Annotated in this window: 11 protein-coding genes; 1 reads left to right on the top strand and 10 read right to left on the bottom strand. The window is 40.9% G+C overall.

Going from position 1 to position 14,463, the window contains the following annotated elements; genetic code table 11:
- Nucleotides 1–28 precede the first annotated feature (28 nt).
- Together ACJJVX_RS06100 and proB are read right to left on the bottom strand one after the other, a co-directional pair.
- Nucleotides 29–1,276, bottom strand: coding sequence for a glutamate-5-semialdehyde dehydrogenase (locus ACJJVX_RS06100; RefSeq protein ID WP_054452860.1), 1,248 nt, complete (start codon nt 1,274–1,276; stop codon nt 29–31).
- Entirely contained in the window at nt 1,273–2,379 is a 1,107-nt protein-coding gene (gene proB / locus ACJJVX_RS06095) for a glutamate 5-kinase (protein WP_054204516.1), read from the bottom strand. Before proB ends, ACJJVX_RS06100 begins: the two co-directional genes overlap by 4 nt.
- 1,165 nt (nt 2,380–3,544) lie before the next feature.
- On the opposite strand from proB, the gene ACJJVX_RS06090 reads away from it, so the two are divergent.
- Complete coding sequence (locus ACJJVX_RS06090; protein ID WP_054204517.1) at nt 3,545–5,407, top strand: sodium:proton antiporter; 1,863 nt, start codon at nt 3,545–3,547, stop codon at nt 5,405–5,407.
- 138 nt (nt 5,408–5,545) lie between these two features.
- Here ACJJVX_RS06090 and ACJJVX_RS06085 read toward each other — a convergent pair whose 3' ends face one another.
- The 8 genes from ACJJVX_RS06085 to mutL form a co-directional block, all read right to left on the bottom strand.
- On the bottom strand, nt 5,546–6,169 hold the full coding sequence (locus ACJJVX_RS06085; RefSeq protein ID WP_054204518.1) for a tetratricopeptide repeat protein: 624 nt from the start codon (nt 6,167–6,169) through the stop codon (nt 5,546–5,548).
- A 147-nt stretch (nt 6,170–6,316) separates the two neighbouring features.
- The gene (locus tag ACJJVX_RS06080; protein ID WP_054204519.1) at nt 6,317–7,630 is read right to left on the bottom strand and encodes an adenylosuccinate synthase; all 1,314 of its coding nucleotides are present in this window, start codon (nt 7,628–7,630) and stop codon (nt 6,317–6,319) included.
- A gap of 218 nt (nt 7,631–7,848) precedes the next feature.
- Nucleotides 7,849–8,727, bottom strand: coding sequence for a protease modulator HflC (hflC, locus tag ACJJVX_RS06075; RefSeq protein WP_054204520.1), 879 nt, complete (start codon nt 8,725–8,727; stop codon nt 7,849–7,851).
- A gap of 5 nt (nt 8,728–8,732) precedes the next feature.
- Nucleotides 8,733–9,899, bottom strand: a complete 1,167-nt coding sequence (gene hflK, locus ACJJVX_RS06070; protein WP_054204521.1) for an FtsH protease activity modulator HflK — start codon at nt 9,897–9,899, stop codon at nt 8,733–8,735.
- 100 nt (nt 9,900–9,999) lie between these two features.
- Nucleotides 10,000–11,289, bottom strand: coding sequence for a ribosome rescue GTPase HflX (gene hflX / locus ACJJVX_RS06065; RefSeq protein ID WP_054452864.1), 1,290 nt, complete (start codon nt 11,287–11,289; stop codon nt 10,000–10,002).
- Nucleotides 11,290–11,305: 16 nt separating this feature from the next.
- The gene (gene hfq, locus ACJJVX_RS06060) at nt 11,306–11,569 is read right to left on the bottom strand and encodes an RNA chaperone Hfq (RefSeq protein WP_054204523.1); all 264 of its coding nucleotides are present in this window, start codon (nt 11,567–11,569) and stop codon (nt 11,306–11,308) included.
- An 80-nt stretch (nt 11,570–11,649) separates the two neighbouring features.
- Nucleotides 11,650–12,540: a tRNA (adenosine(37)-N6)-dimethylallyltransferase MiaA gene (miaA, locus tag ACJJVX_RS06055; RefSeq protein WP_054204560.1), complete on the bottom strand. Its 891-nt coding sequence runs from the start codon at nt 12,538–12,540 to the stop codon at nt 11,650–11,652.
- A 37-nt stretch (nt 12,541–12,577) separates the two neighbouring features.
- Complete coding sequence (gene mutL / locus ACJJVX_RS06050; RefSeq protein WP_405630626.1) at nt 12,578–14,431, bottom strand: DNA mismatch repair endonuclease MutL; 1,854 nt, start codon at nt 14,429–14,431, stop codon at nt 12,578–12,580.
- Between the last annotated feature and the right edge of the window lie 32 nt (nt 14,432–14,463).

Below are 14,463 nucleotides of genomic sequence, written 5' to 3'. Positions count from 1 at the left end.
TTGAGGTGGCTTGGGTATACGCTATATATTATTCGCGGACTTGCCCTTCACCATTAACAAGGTATTTCTCTGTTGTTAATGATTCTAGGCCCATAGGCCCATAAGCATGCAGCTTTGAAGTTGCTATACCAATTTCAGCGCCTAAGCCTAGCTGCGAACCATCAGAAAAACGTGACGATGCATTCACCATCACAACTGAGGCATCAACGCTACGTTGAAATAACTCTGCAGTAGCTTGATTTTTTGTACAAATAACTTCTGTGTGATGTGAGCCAAATTGTGAAATATGGTCAATCGCACCAGCAAAATCCGATACAATGCGAATTGCAATTTCTAAATCGAGGTACTCTTCACCAAACTGGTCTGCTTCAAGTACTGTTGCATCATCAAAATACTTTGCAGCTTGGCTATCGGCATTTATCTTCACACCTTCTTGGCGCAACACAACTGCACATAAGTTTAAAAATTCATCAGCAATATCTTGGTGTACAACCAAGCCTTCAAGCGCATTACATACACCTGTACGCTGTGTTTTACCATTAAGTAATAAGTTAACTGCCACTTCTAAATCGGCATCCTTATCCACATACAAATGACACACACCTTTAAAATGTTGGATCACGGGAATAGTGCTATTGTCAGTCACAAAATTGATCAACCCCTCACCACCGCGTGGGATTATTAAATCAATGCTGTCGCGTTGCTGCATAAGTTCCATGAGTAAACCACGGTCTGGATCAGGAATAACTGAAATTAACGCTGCAGGCAAATTATGCTGTTCAAGCACTTGATGCATAACACTTGCTATTGCTTGTGAGCTTTTCAATGCTTCTTTACCGCCACGCAATATAACGCTATTGCCTGATTTAAAACACAAAGCGCCTGCATCTGCAGTGACATTAGGACGTGCTTCATAAATCATGCATACCACACCCAGTGGCACACGCATTTTGCGAATTTTGATACCATTTGGTCGCTCAGTAATATCACGTAACTGTCCAACTGGATCATCAAGACTTACGATAACCTCAATCCCCTCAGCCATCGCTTCAATGCGCTCATCGTTGAGTGTTAAACGGTCGATCATCGACGCTGCTAAATTATTATCACGCGCCGCAGCCAAGTCACTTTCGTTTTCTTTGATGATAAATGCTTTTTGTTCACGTAATGCAGTTGCCATATCTAATAAAACATGGTTTTTTGTCTCGGTATCGAGTAAAGCTAACTGATGTGCAGCTTTAGCTGCTTGACGTGAAATATCCGTAATTAAACTCATGACTTCTCCAATAATGCGATATCTTTTTCTGAAATAACAGGCCCAATTGAATCTTGCATTTTGTCGCTAAATTCACTTTGCTCGTTATCCGCTATAAAATTCAATAAACAACTACTGTAGTTGGCCGTCGCTTTAGCTAAGCGAGTGCCATCATTACTACGTACTAAAATAGTATCACCAACAGCAAATTCACCATGAACGGCAACGATTTCATCACCGCGGATGCAACCAGTTTCACCTTCTAAAGATTCATCATATGAACCTTCAACAACCACTTCACCCTGCTCATTTGCGGTGTGGGTCATCCAATGTACGGCTTCTTGCATTGGTTTCTCGTAAGGTAGGAAAATTGTCCCAGGGTTTTTACCTTCAAGTAACTGCGTAAAAGTCTGCTCTTTAAACCCATTAATAATATAAGTAACGATACCGTGTGACGTCGCCTTTTCAGCCGCTTCAATCTTGGTTTTCATCCCACCTGTGCCAACCGCGCTTGTTGCACATCCTGCCATTGCGTAAATAGATTCATCTATTGATTTAATTTCAGGTAACAACACCGCATCATCATGTAAATTTGGGTTTTTATCATAAAGCCCATCAACATCTGAAAAAATCATTAGCGCATCGGCATCAGCCGCCGCCGCAACCATGGCTGATAAATTGTCATTATCACCCACTTTTAAATCATCTGTTGTTACCGTGTCATTTTCATTCATGATGGGCAGCACACCATGCTCTAATAAAGTGAATACTGTTTCACGAATACTTTGATAGCGCTCACGGTCACGTAAATCACCATGTGTTAATAAAATCTGGGCCGATGGAAAATCAAAAAAACGGTCCCACATCGCCATCATTTCTGTTTGGCCTGCTGCTGCCATCGCCTTTTTCATCTTCACCGTACGCTCTTGTGTCGCTGGGAATAAGTGTGCACCAGCGGCTACTGAGCCTGACGACACTAAAATCACTTCGATTCCCTGACTACGACAACGAACAATAAACTGTGCGATGGTTAATAAATAACGTGAGCGGCAACCATCTTGGTCTGGTGCAATTAGTGCACTACCCACTTTAAGTACGATACGTCGCCAATTTAACTTTTGCATAAGTGTTCAACTTTCCATTTTAACTATGACGACCCTCTTGGGGTCAGTCTGAAAACAATCACCTAATTTTCTTATTAGGTTACGAGTTAGCATTTTGTATATTCCATTTTTCACTTATCACTTTTCTGCGCTCGGCAAAAAGCCGATCACTAAGTTTTACAACAAAGTGGATTGCAGGTATAGCATAACTTTGCTCAATCATTAGACTGAACTGTTATAAAATAAATAAAAAGTGTTGTTTATGCATCGCTGTAAAAGACTGTGTGAGGCCTTTTTATTAACAACATACATAGAGCCTCTAGAGTCTGGTACACCAACAGATAGGGTGATGACTCAAGGACCGAGATTTGCTCACCACGATGGGTGTCAAATATTGGAAATAACAATTCAACACGAAAGGTATTTCGTCTCCAAATAATGGAACAGCCTTTACGGTTAACTATTATTAAAAAGTGAATTTAAACATACAAAACATCGTTCAAAGAATTAAAAGCTTGATTTTTAAGTATATAAATATAGTAACCTCAATTAAAACTACTAAATAAATCAGTAGTAAAAAATAACTATATGTATTCGCTTATATTAAGCTTAATATTAATTAGATAACTAATTGTTTGAACACTAACTATAATACGCTAATATCGACCTAGAGATCAAGGCTACATTTCGCCCACATAGTTTATTAACTGCACAGCAAAGGTTAAATACTCTTCATATTCAATAGGTTAAGCTGATGTTAATTACGTTAGATTTATTCAAAACGACTAAATTATCATTTCTTCCACAAATAAATTTATAAACAGCTAAAATTCTATTAGGAAAAGTTCACATACACGTGTATACCCCTGTATTATTCGTTTTGTAAGCTTATACCCAAACCACCTCACGATACAGAATTCAGCGTTTCACAGGAGCTTAGTATCAAGGCGTTACTTTGTAAGAATGGTAATCCCTTTTAAGAAGTAGCAACGCAGGGAATAAGTGCCTGTGCAACGCCCTAATGGTTGGTTTAAAAGCGATTTATGCTGCGTTATCGATTTTAATAAGGGAATAACCATTCTCTGCAATCAATGCCTTGCCTAAATCGCTTTTAATTCCAACTGAAGCTCGAATCTTGAGGTGGTTTGGATATATCCCCTAATTATAAATAAGGAATACTTCATCTATGTCAGCTATTTATATCGCAGGAATCGCCCTTTGCTCGGTTTTGGCCCAGTGGGTAGCCTGGGGTTTCCGTGTCCCTGCTATTTTATTCTTGTTACTTACAGGGTTGCTGTTAGGCCCTGCGACTGGTTTATTAGACCCTGACGCACTGCTTGGCGATTTACTCTTTCCTGTGGTTTCTCTGAGTGTTGCAGTCATTTTATTTGAAGGCTCATTAACATTGCACTTTAGAGAGCTCAAAGGTATCGGTAAGGTGGTCCGAAATTTATGCTCTATTGGTATGATTGCTACCTGTATCGTTATCAGTTTAAGTGCTTATTGGATTTTAGAGCTCAACTGGCGCGTTGCGGCAGTGCTCGGCGCTGTATTAGTAGTTACTGGCCCAACGGTAATTGCGCCATTATTAAACTCAATGCGACCGACTCAAGATATTGACCGTATCCTACGCTGGGAAGGCATTGTAATTGATCCTATCGGTGCTTTATTTGCCGTATTAGTGTTTGAAGCCGTTATGCTCGTGGGTCAAGGTGAGGTCTTTTTGCATACTGTAGTCGCTTTATTTAAGACTCTAGGCGTGGGCTTATCTATTGGTGTATTTGCTGGATGGTTAACCACACAGCTTATTCGTAGAGAGTGGTTACCTTTTGAATTACATAAGTTTGGTATACTTGCTTTAGTGTTAATTAGCTTTAGCATCTCAAATTACCTTAGCCATGAGTCAGGCTTATTGGCGGTTACTGTATTTGGTATTTGGTTAGCTAATCAAGACGACTTAGAAATAGATTCAGTGTTAGAGTTTAAAGAAGATTTATCTATGATCTTAATTTCTACACTGTTTATTTTACTCGCTGCCCGTTTAGAACTATCTGATTTGATGATGCTTGATAGTGATGTGTTTATCTTTCTCGCTATTGTATTGTTTATTGCGCGCCCATTGTGTATCGCAATATCTACATATGGTACAGATCTTCCGGTTAAATCACGATTGGTGCTAGCGTGGATTGCGCCTCGCGGTATCGTCGCTGCGGCTGTAGGCTCTGTGTTTGCATTAAGTATGATGGAGGCGGGTGTTGCCGATGCTGAAAAAATAGTCCCATTGATCTTCACCGTGATTATTATCACCGTGGTACTGCAAAGCTTAACAGCAATCCCTGTAGCTAAACTACTTGGTGTACGCCAACCGTCGCCAAATACAATTTTGATTATTGGTGCAAACCATGTCGCAAGAGCGATTGCGTGCGGATTGAAAGAGCAAAATATTCCAGTGCATTTATCTGATCCTGCTTGGGAAAACTGTCGTATGGCGCGCATGGACGGCCTAGCATGTTATTATGGTAACCCGCAGTCTGAGCATGCTGAACGCTATTTACCCTTAACAACTATTCGTAGTGTTATTGCATTGTCGCCTAATCGCCATCATAACGCGCTCGGTGTGCAGTACTTTTCGCATTTACTCAATGAGAAGAATGTATTTTCTCTACGCTCTTCGAACACTCATGCCAAGGCAAATAAAGACAGCGCAACATTCTTATCACGCCAAATTTTATTTGGTGATAGCGGTTCATATGCACGTTTAAGTAGCCTAATTGCCAAAGGGGGCAAGGTCAGTGCGACGCGTATTTCTGAAGAGTTTAGCTGGGAGCAATACCTAGAGATGAACAGCGAAGCTATCCCATTGTTCATTCTAAATGGCGATAAAGATAGCGATGACGATACACCAATCAAGCTGCGTCCGTTTACTATTAATATGGATAAACCCCCACAAGAAGGTGAGCGCGTTGTAGCTATGCTACCACCTAAAATGTCGGTGTTAAAAGATCCTAACAACGGTAAAAACAAAGAACCAAAAGAAATTAGAGAATAAACAAAAGGGCTAGGTGAAAAACCTAGCCCTTTTGTTTTTAATAAATTTTATTGTTAAACTTTTTTTCTTTGGATTTCAAACTACCTAACCCAAGCTTGCTGCGCTAAAATTAACACCTCAGCCTTGCTAACTTCATTCCTACATAGGCAAACGGGCACGCGCAATAACACTGTCTGGCATTTTTTGCGCAAGTTGGGCTAACGCTGTTTCTATCTTTTGATGAGTCGCTTTATCTGCAACCATGGCATGAAATAACCAGCGATAAGCATCTTCATAGTCACGCGGGCTGCCGAACCCATCATTAAATAATTTAACTAATCTTAATTGCGCTTTTAGATTCCCTTGTGCTGATGCTTCTCGTAAATAGGTCACCGCCATCGCTTTATCTTTTTGTACCAATCGGCCAATGTCGTAGTAGCGCCCTAATTGCTCTAATGCCGCCGCTAAGCCTTGTCCTGCAGCTTGGCGCATGTAGTACACACCTAACTCCACATTGCGATCAACACACACGGCATAAGCCAGCATATCGCCATATAAAAATTGATACGATGGCAGTGCCATTTTATTGGCTCGTGCCTCAATATCCTGTACTAACTGGCAATCATCTGCCTTAACGCGTGCTAAATGTGTATTCTTATTAATTAACGCTAACAGCTCTGTTTCTGTGTACAGTGGAACTGCAGCCAGCTGTTCTTGGGCTTGGGTGTGGCTTGCTAGCAATAACGATAGCGGCACTAATGATAAACAAGTTAACAAACGCATTTAGGTCACTTTAAATTTAAAACCATCTTATTAAAGTTTATACAAAGATCGTTCCAGAATAAAAGTTAATCACGATTATTTATCACAATCGTAATTAACAGACACAAAAAAAGCTGCACAAGGCAGCTTTTTTAGTTCTATTAGTAATTATGCAAATGGGTTGCGTAATACCATAGTTTCTACACGATCAGGACCGGTAGAAATAATATCAACAGGTACACCTGTGATTTCTTCAATACGTTTGATGTAATCAAGCGCTGCTTTTGGAAGCTGTTCAACAGTAGTTGCGCCTACTGTGTTTTCGCTCCAACCTGGCATCTCTTCGTATACTGGTGTTACTTTTTCGTAACCTTCAGCTGCAAGTGGCGTCACGTTCGTGATTGTGCCATCTTCTAACCGATAACCAGTACAGATTTTAAGTGTTTCTAAACCATCTAAAACGTCAAGTTTAGTTAAACAAAAACCTGAAATAGAGTTGATTTGTACTGCACGGCGCATTGCCACAGCATCCAACCAACCAGTACGACGAAGTCGACCAGTTGTAGCACCAAACTCATGACCAACAGTACCCAAGTGTTTACCAACTGGATCTTGCTTATCAACACCATCGTAAAGTTCTGTCGGGAAAGGACCTGAACCTACACGTGTTGTATACGCTTTGATAATACCTAACACGTAATCAAGATTTAGTGGACCAAAACCAGCACCTGTAGCAACACCACCGGCAGTAGTATTAGACGACGTAACGTACGGGTAAGTACCGTGATCGATATCTAGTAATGTACCTTGTGCACCTTCAAACAAGATGTTGTCACCCGCTATACGCGTTTGATCAAGTAACTCTGTTACATCAACAACCATTGCTTTTAGGATATCTGCAACAGCCATTGCATCATCAAATGTCTTTTGGAAATCTACTGCATCTACTTTGTAGTAATTTACTAAAGTAAAGTTATGGTATTCCAATACTTCTTTAAGCTTCGCTGCAAATAGTTCAGGATTAAATAAATCACCGATACGTAAACCACGACGAGCTACTTTATCTTCGTAAGCTGGACCAATACCACGACCTGTAGTACCAATAGCTTTATTACCGCGTGCTTTTTCACGGGCTACATCTAATGCGATGTGGAAAGGCAGAATAAGCGGACATGCTTCGCTGATCAATAAACGCTCGCGTACTGGTACGCCACGCTCTTCAAGCATGCCAATCTCTTTCATAAGCGCTTCAGGTGATACAACTACACCATTACCAATCACACACTTAACATTGTCACGTAATACACCCGATGGAATAAGGTGTAAAACTGTCTTTTCACCTTCGATAACCAAAGTGTGACCTGCGTTGTGGCCACCTTGGTAACGAACTACTAAAGATGCTTTGTCTGTAAGGAGGTCAACTACCTTACCCTTACCTTCGTCACCCCATTGGGTGCCTAATACAACAACGTTTTTACCCATTGTAAATTCACTTAGAAAAAATTAGGACGAGATTTTACCAGAAAATGAGGGTAAAGATCACCCCCGTTTAGGTTATTTTTTCTGCTTGATCGTTAATTGACCGCAACAACAAAAATTAACTGGTTGAATAACATTAAGTTACTCACAAAAATTCGTCTCACTAAAAGAAAAACCCTGCATACACAGGGTTTGGATTTATTCTACATGTAAGGAAATAATTACTGCGCAGTCGCGCCTTTCATGTATTTAAAGAAGTCACTATCAGGTGATAACACCATTACATCTTGCTTATCTTTAAAGGTCTTTTTATAAGCCTCTAATGAACGTACAAAACTAAAGAACTCAGGATCTTTATTATACGCATTAGCATAAATTTCAGCTGCTTGGGCATCACCTTGACCACGAACACTTCGCGCATTTCGCTCAGCATCTGCTAGCATTACCGTTACACGACGGTCAATTTCAGCACGAATAGTTTCGGCTTTTTCTTGACCTTCAGAACGGTGCTCTTTTGCCACTGCAGTACGCTCTGCGCGCATACGTTGGTAAATAGAGCTACTGACTTCTTGTGGCAGGTTAATTTGCTTAACACGTACATCAAGCACTTCAATACCTAGCTCTTTTGCACTTTCTGATGCTTGAACTAGTGCTTCTGCCATTAACTCGCTACGTTCACCTGAGACAATCTCTCGGATTGTACGCGAACCAAAGTTTGTACGAAGGCCGTTATTTACTTTTTGCTTAAGTAGCGTTTCAGCGTATTGCTTGTCGCCCCGAGCACGTAAGTAAAAAGCGCTAAAGTCATCTACACGCCACTTAACAAACGAATCAACGATTAAGTCTTTCTTTTCGCTAGTAACAAAACGATCCGGCGCACCATCTAAAGTCTGAATACGCGCATCAATACGGCGTACTTGACTAAAGAAAGGCACTTTGAATTGTAAACCTGGGCTGTAAACGATTGCTTGATCATCACTGTCTTTTTGAACTTTACTGAATAGCATTACAATTGCTTTTTGCCCTTCAGGTACTACAAAAACAGACGAAAAAGACAACACAATGGCCGCTAATAATATAACTAAACTAAAGTTTTTCATTGCGCTTATCTCCCATCATTAAAGCGATCAGCACCAAAGCGGTCTGAACTTGAGTTCACAGTGCTATTGCGTGATGTGTTAACTTTATTGCGTAAATCGTTGATATCACTTGAGCTAGGCAGCGCAACACGTGTTGCAGTTCCTTGCTTTTCCATGATTTTATCAAGCGGTAAATACATCATATTATTGCCGCCTTTTACATCAACTAGCACTTTTGAGCTACTACCAAGTACTTCTTCCATCGCATCAATATATAAACGCTCACGTGTTACACGCTTTGCAGCTTGATATTGTGGTAACAATTTCTCAAATCGAGCAACTTCACCTTGCGACTCTAGAATAATACGCTCGCCATAACCTTCCGCTTCTTGCGTCATACGCGTAACTTGACCACGAGCACGCGGTTCAATTTCACGGGCATACGCTTCAGCTTCACGTATAAAGCGCTGTTCATCTTCTTGCGCAGCAATAGCATCATCAAAGGCGTCTTTAACCTCTGCCGGTGGGCGAGAATCTTTAAAGTTTACGTCAGTGACGATTAAACCAAGATTGTAAGGTTCAACAATTTTGTTCAATTCATCCCATGTACGTTGACGCACAATTTCACGACCATTCGTTAGCACTTGGTCCATTTTTGAATGACCAACTACATAACGTAGTGCACTTTCTAATGCTTCCTCTAAACTTGAATCAGCATTAGTTACACTAAATTTATAAAGGTATGGGTCAATAACACGATATTGCACTTGGAACTCAACGCTTACTACGTTTTCGTCTTCAGTGAGCATAAAACCAGACGTCGATAATGAACGAACTGCTTCAATATCTACTGGAAGTACGGTTTCAATAAAGGTCATTTTCCAGCGCAAACCTGGATCGGCAATGCGTTCAAATTTACCAAATTGTAAAACGATTCCGCGTTCAGCTTCTTTGACAGTATAAATACCGCTCAAAGCCCAAACAATCACAGCAATAATTAGTATGAATGAAAGCCCTGCACCGCCAAGTCCACCACCTTCTTTGCCGGGTTTATTACCGCCAAATAAGCCGCCAAACTTGTTGCTGAACTTACGAAACACCTCGTCTAAATCAGGTGGGCCTTGATCACGTCCGCCTTTTTTGTTCCACGGATCTTTGTCATTGCCATTATTACCCGGTTCATTCCAGGCCATAGCTATACTCCATTGTTATCAAAATAATCTTGGTAATTACGTTAAATCTAACAAAAATAACGCACTTCTCATACTAAAAACGACAGTGTGCGGTAGATTTCTAGTTTAACAAAATAAATGAGTCAATTTCAGGACCAAACTCTTTTTTGAGTTTATTCCACTCTACCACAGGTAAACGAGTGGTCAGTAGCCATTGCCCTTGTTCGTCAAACGCCTCTTCATGCACCGCATTTAAATTAAACAGTGCAGCGCGTAAACGGCCATATTGTGGTGCTAGTTTTAGTGTTTTAGCAAACATTTTCTTTGCTAACAACTCACTTATGGCCTCAGATAACAGCTCACAGCCTGCACCACTGTGCGCAGATAACCACACACGAATCGGCACACCTTCGTCATCACGGTCAATACGCGGTGAAACATCTTCTAGCGCATCAATTTTGTTATAAACTAATAATTGTGGTACTTCATCAGCTTCAATTTCTTTAAGTACCGATTGTACCTGTTCTATATTCTCTTTACGACGCTCATCAGCAACATCTACAACATGTAATTGTAAATCGGCTTCACGGGTTTCCGTTAACGTCGCTTTAAATGCGGCGACTAAATCATGCGGTAAGTGACGAATAAATCCGACTGTATCCGCTAAAATTATCGAGCCAACATCGTCTATTTCAAGTTTACGTAATGTAGGGTCTAACGTTGCAAATAATTGATCTGCTGCGTATACATTAGAATTAGTGATACGGTTAAATAAGGTCGACTTACCCGCATTAGTATAGCCTACAAGCGATACCGTAGGTATTTCATTGCGATTACGCGCTCGTCTACCCTGCTCACGCTGTACTGCAACTTTCTCTAGGCGTGCACGGATACTTTGAATTCGCACTCTTAACAAGCGACGATCTGTTTCAAGCTGAGTTTCACCCGGGCCACGTAAACCAATTCCGCCTTTTTGACGCTCAAGGTGAGTCCAACCTCGAATTAAACGAGTGGACATATGGCGAAGCTGTGCTAACTCAACCTGCAATTTACCCTCATGGGTACGTGCACGTTGGGCAAAAATATCAAGTATAAGTGTCGTTCTATCAAGCACACGGCATTGGCAAACGCGTTCTAAATTACGTTCTTGCGATGGTCTAAGTTGATGATTGAAAATGACGACATCTGCATTGTGGATTTTGACAATCTCAGCGATCTCTTCTGCCTTACCGGTACCGACGAATAGTTTCGGATGTGGTGATTGACGGCTGCCTTGCACAACCGCCAAACTGCTAACACCAGCAGAAGATACCAACATTTCTAATTCATGAAGATCTTCACGATCTCCCTCTTTAGGAAAGTCGATATGAACTAAAACTGCCTGTTCGCCGGCTTTATAACGGTCAAACAAACATTACGCTCCTAATTTAAAAGTTTCCAGCTTCTGGCTCTTCGCCCTCTTCACTTCCTTGTACACCTTGGAAGTTAACAGCGCGAGCAGGAACTACGGTAGAAATGGCGTGTTTATACACCATTTGATTTACAGTATTCTCAAGCAAAATAACAAATTGATCAAATGACTGGATCTTACCTTGCAGCTTGATACCATTAACCAAAAATATTGATACTGGAATACGTTCACGACGTAACGCATTCAAAAATGGGTCTTGTAACGATTGGCCTTTTGCCATGTTATTTTCCTTCGTTCTAGGTGTTATTATAATTAAGTGGCTGAACTCATTTAACAAAGCTAAAAAACATTCAACTACTACTAGCTTAGCGAACTTACAACACGTTGCAAGTTTTCTTCATCACCCGTAGTGAGCCAAGTTACTTCGGGCCAGCTCCTCAACCACGTCAATTGACGCTTTGCAAGTTGCCGTGTTGCTGCAATACCGCGAAATACCATCTCATCATAGTCAGTTTCGCCAGCAATGTAATCCCACATTTGTCTATAACCTACGCAACGAATAGAAGGCAAATTAGGGTGTAAATCCTTACGTTGATATAGGGATGAAACTTCATTTTCAAACCCCTGATCAAGCATTATTTTAAACCTTTGTTCAATTCGCAGATGTAAATCAGCACGGTCATCCGGTGCAATAGCAAATTGATGAAAAGTATACGGTAAACTTGGCTGCTTGCATTTTTGCAATTCAGTCATAGTTTTGCCTGTTAAACGATACACTTCAAGCGCACGGTTAATGCGCTGCGAATCATTCTCGCTCATTTTTTGAGCCGCCTGAGGATCAATTGCCTCAAGCTCTTTATATAATGTTGGCCAGCCATGCTCATTTGCTTGCGATTCAAGCTCAGCACGTATAATAGGACACGCTTCTGGCAAAGGTGATAAACCGTCAATTAAGGCTTTAAAGTACATCATTGTACCACCAACTAATACAGGTACTTTACCTTGCTGATGAAATTGATCAATTTTTTCAATCGCATCACGGCGAAAATCAGCCACAGAGTAACTTTCACTCGGATCTATCAGATCAATTAAATGATGTGGTGCTAATGCAAGCTCGTCCGAGTTCGGTTTGGCTGTACCAATGTTCATATTTTTATACACTAAGGCTGAATCGACGCTGATTATCTCAGTTTTTAAATGCTGACATAAGGCGATTGCTAACGCAGTTTTACCTGCAGCTGTTGGGCCCATTAAAAAAATGACAGGTAAATTACTCAACTCGGTGACCTTAATCTAATTGTGCTAAAAAATGATTTAAATCTATTTTAACCGCTTTTGCCGATAAGCGCTGAATTGTTTGCGGATTATTTTGCATTCGCTTCATATCCAATGCAAAAGCCTGACTTGCAAAAAAACGTTCTGGTACTTGGCTCTGCAACCAACTAAGCCATTGTTCAATAGTCTCAAAGTTAGCTTTAGCTGCCGCTAGTAATATATTAATCGCATTACTAACATCGAGTAAGTACAAACATACAGGGAGCTTTTTAACCATTACAAAGTGTTTTTCCAAGAGCACGTCAAAACCCAAAAGCGTAAACCATGATTGCTGCTGCGTTAAACTCACATTGTCTTCTTTGCTTATATTAACCCGTACCGGTAATAATAACGCCTTACCCTCTAAGTGGCCTTGCTCTGTAATCACCTCAAGCCAATCATCTACTAATAAGTATTTAAAATGCGAACAATACAGCTGTTGCTGCTGACTAAACACACAACTACCGTCATCTTGAATTAATAACGGCTGAGCGCTGAGCACTTGCGAATGAGCTGCAATTGCAGGCGTGATTTCTGCAGCTCGATCAAAATGCGTTGCATGTTGCTCATTTACACCTTGGTAAAACGCACTAACATCCTGATGATTTGCTCTGCTAGCTTTACTGTCACGGCTACTATCTGTGGTGCTATATCCTGAACCACCTTTTGCTGCCGAATTAGCGTTGTAACTCACACTATCTGTAGGCTGAAGGCTTGACTTAGGATAATCAAATAAACTACTTTCAGCGTGCAGTCGTGAAGTTGAAGCTTCTTCAGTTTGAATAGGCTGATTATTATCTTGATGGTTAACGGAGTGAGTAACACCTGTGAATTCATCTTGTAATGGGACTACAACTTGTTTGATTGCCTGTAAAATAAAGTCATGGACTAAACGACCTTGATGAAAACGCACTTCGTGTTTCGCAGGGTGTACATTTACATCAACCTGACGCGGGTCAATATCAATATAAATTACAAAACCGGGTAGCTCTTCTTGCCCTGCGACTTCTTCGAATGCTTGACGTATCGCGTGTAAAATAAGTTTATCGCGCATCATACGGTTGTTTACATAGGTATATTGCGTCGTATTGTTGGAGCCCACAGGCAACACCCAGCCATATAACTGCAAACCGGTATCACCCGACTCAATATATAAACTTTGCTCTGCAAAGGCTTTACCTGCAACTTGAGCTACACGGGCTATTGCTTGAGCAGGGTCAGTTTTAGCACGGTATTGTCGTACAACTTTATCATTATGCGTAAGCGTAATTGATACATCAAAGCGACTTAACGCAATACGTTTAATTAGCTCATCAATATGGTTGAATTCGGTTTTTTCAGTTCGTAAAAATTTGCGCCGTGCGGGCGTATTAAAAAATAAGTCTTTCACTTCAATTGTCGTGCCGTCAGGGTGCGCTGTTGGTTTTATTTGCACCGCCATATCACGACCTTCAGCAAATGCCTGCCACGCAGCCTCTTGCTCTTTGGTTTTTGAGCTCAAAGTTAACCGCGATACCGAGCTTATCGAAGCCAATGCTTCACCACGAAAACCCAATGAGCAAATATTCTCTAAATCATCGAGGGACTTTAATTTACTGGTCGCATGGCGAGAAAGCGCAAGCGTTAGCTCGTCTTTATTAATACCCGAACCATTATCACGAATACGAATAAGCTTATGACCGCCACGTTCAATATCTATTTGAATGCGTGTCGCACCTGCATCTAAGCTATTTTCAACAAGCTCTTTAACAACGGATGCTGGCCGTTCGACCACTTCACCTGCTGCAATTTGGTTAGCTAACCGCGCTGGAAGTATTTCAATACTCATGGTGTTTTAACCTAATTATATACGTTGTACTG

Source organism: Pseudoalteromonas sp. Ld20 (assembly GCF_045064175.1).
Taxonomy (GTDB): Bacteria; Pseudomonadota; Gammaproteobacteria; order Enterobacterales; family Alteromonadaceae; genus Pseudoalteromonas; species Pseudoalteromonas neustonica.
This window is presented reverse-complemented; position numbering and strand designations above follow the sequence as displayed.

Coding starts and splice junctions, on each gene's coding strand:
- ACJJVX_RS06080 (WP_054204519.1), bottom strand. CDS start 7,630: ATGGGTAAAAACGTTGTTGTATTAGGCACCCAATGGGGTGACGAAGGT.
- mutL (WP_405630626.1), bottom strand. CDS start 14,431: ATGAGTATTGAAATACTTCCAGCGCGGTTAGCTAACCAAATTGCAGCA.
- miaA (WP_054204560.1), bottom strand. CDS start 12,540: ATGGGCCCAACAGCTGCAGGTAAAACTGCGTTAGCAATCGCCTTATGT.
- hflC (WP_054204520.1), bottom strand. CDS start 8,727: ATGAAAAACTTTAGTTTAGTTATATTATTAGCGGCCATTGTGTTGTCT.
- ACJJVX_RS06085 (WP_054204518.1), bottom strand. CDS start 6,169: ATGCGTTTGTTAACTTGTTTATCATTAGTGCCGCTATCGTTATTGCTA.
- hfq (WP_054204523.1), bottom strand. CDS start 11,569: ATGGCAAAAGGCCAATCGTTACAAGACCCATTTTTGAATGCGTTACGT.
- ACJJVX_RS06100 (WP_054452860.1), bottom strand. CDS start 1,276: ATGAGTTTAATTACGGATATTTCACGTCAAGCAGCTAAAGCTGCACAT.
- proB (WP_054204516.1), bottom strand. CDS start 2,379: ATGCAAAAGTTAAATTGGCGACGTATCGTACTTAAAGTGGGTAGTGCA.
- hflK (WP_054204521.1), bottom strand. CDS start 9,899: ATGGCCTGGAATGAACCGGGTAATAATGGCAATGACAAAGATCCGTGG.
- ACJJVX_RS06090 (WP_054204517.1), top strand. CDS start 3,545: ATGTCAGCTATTTATATCGCAGGAATCGCCCTTTGCTCGGTTTTGGCC.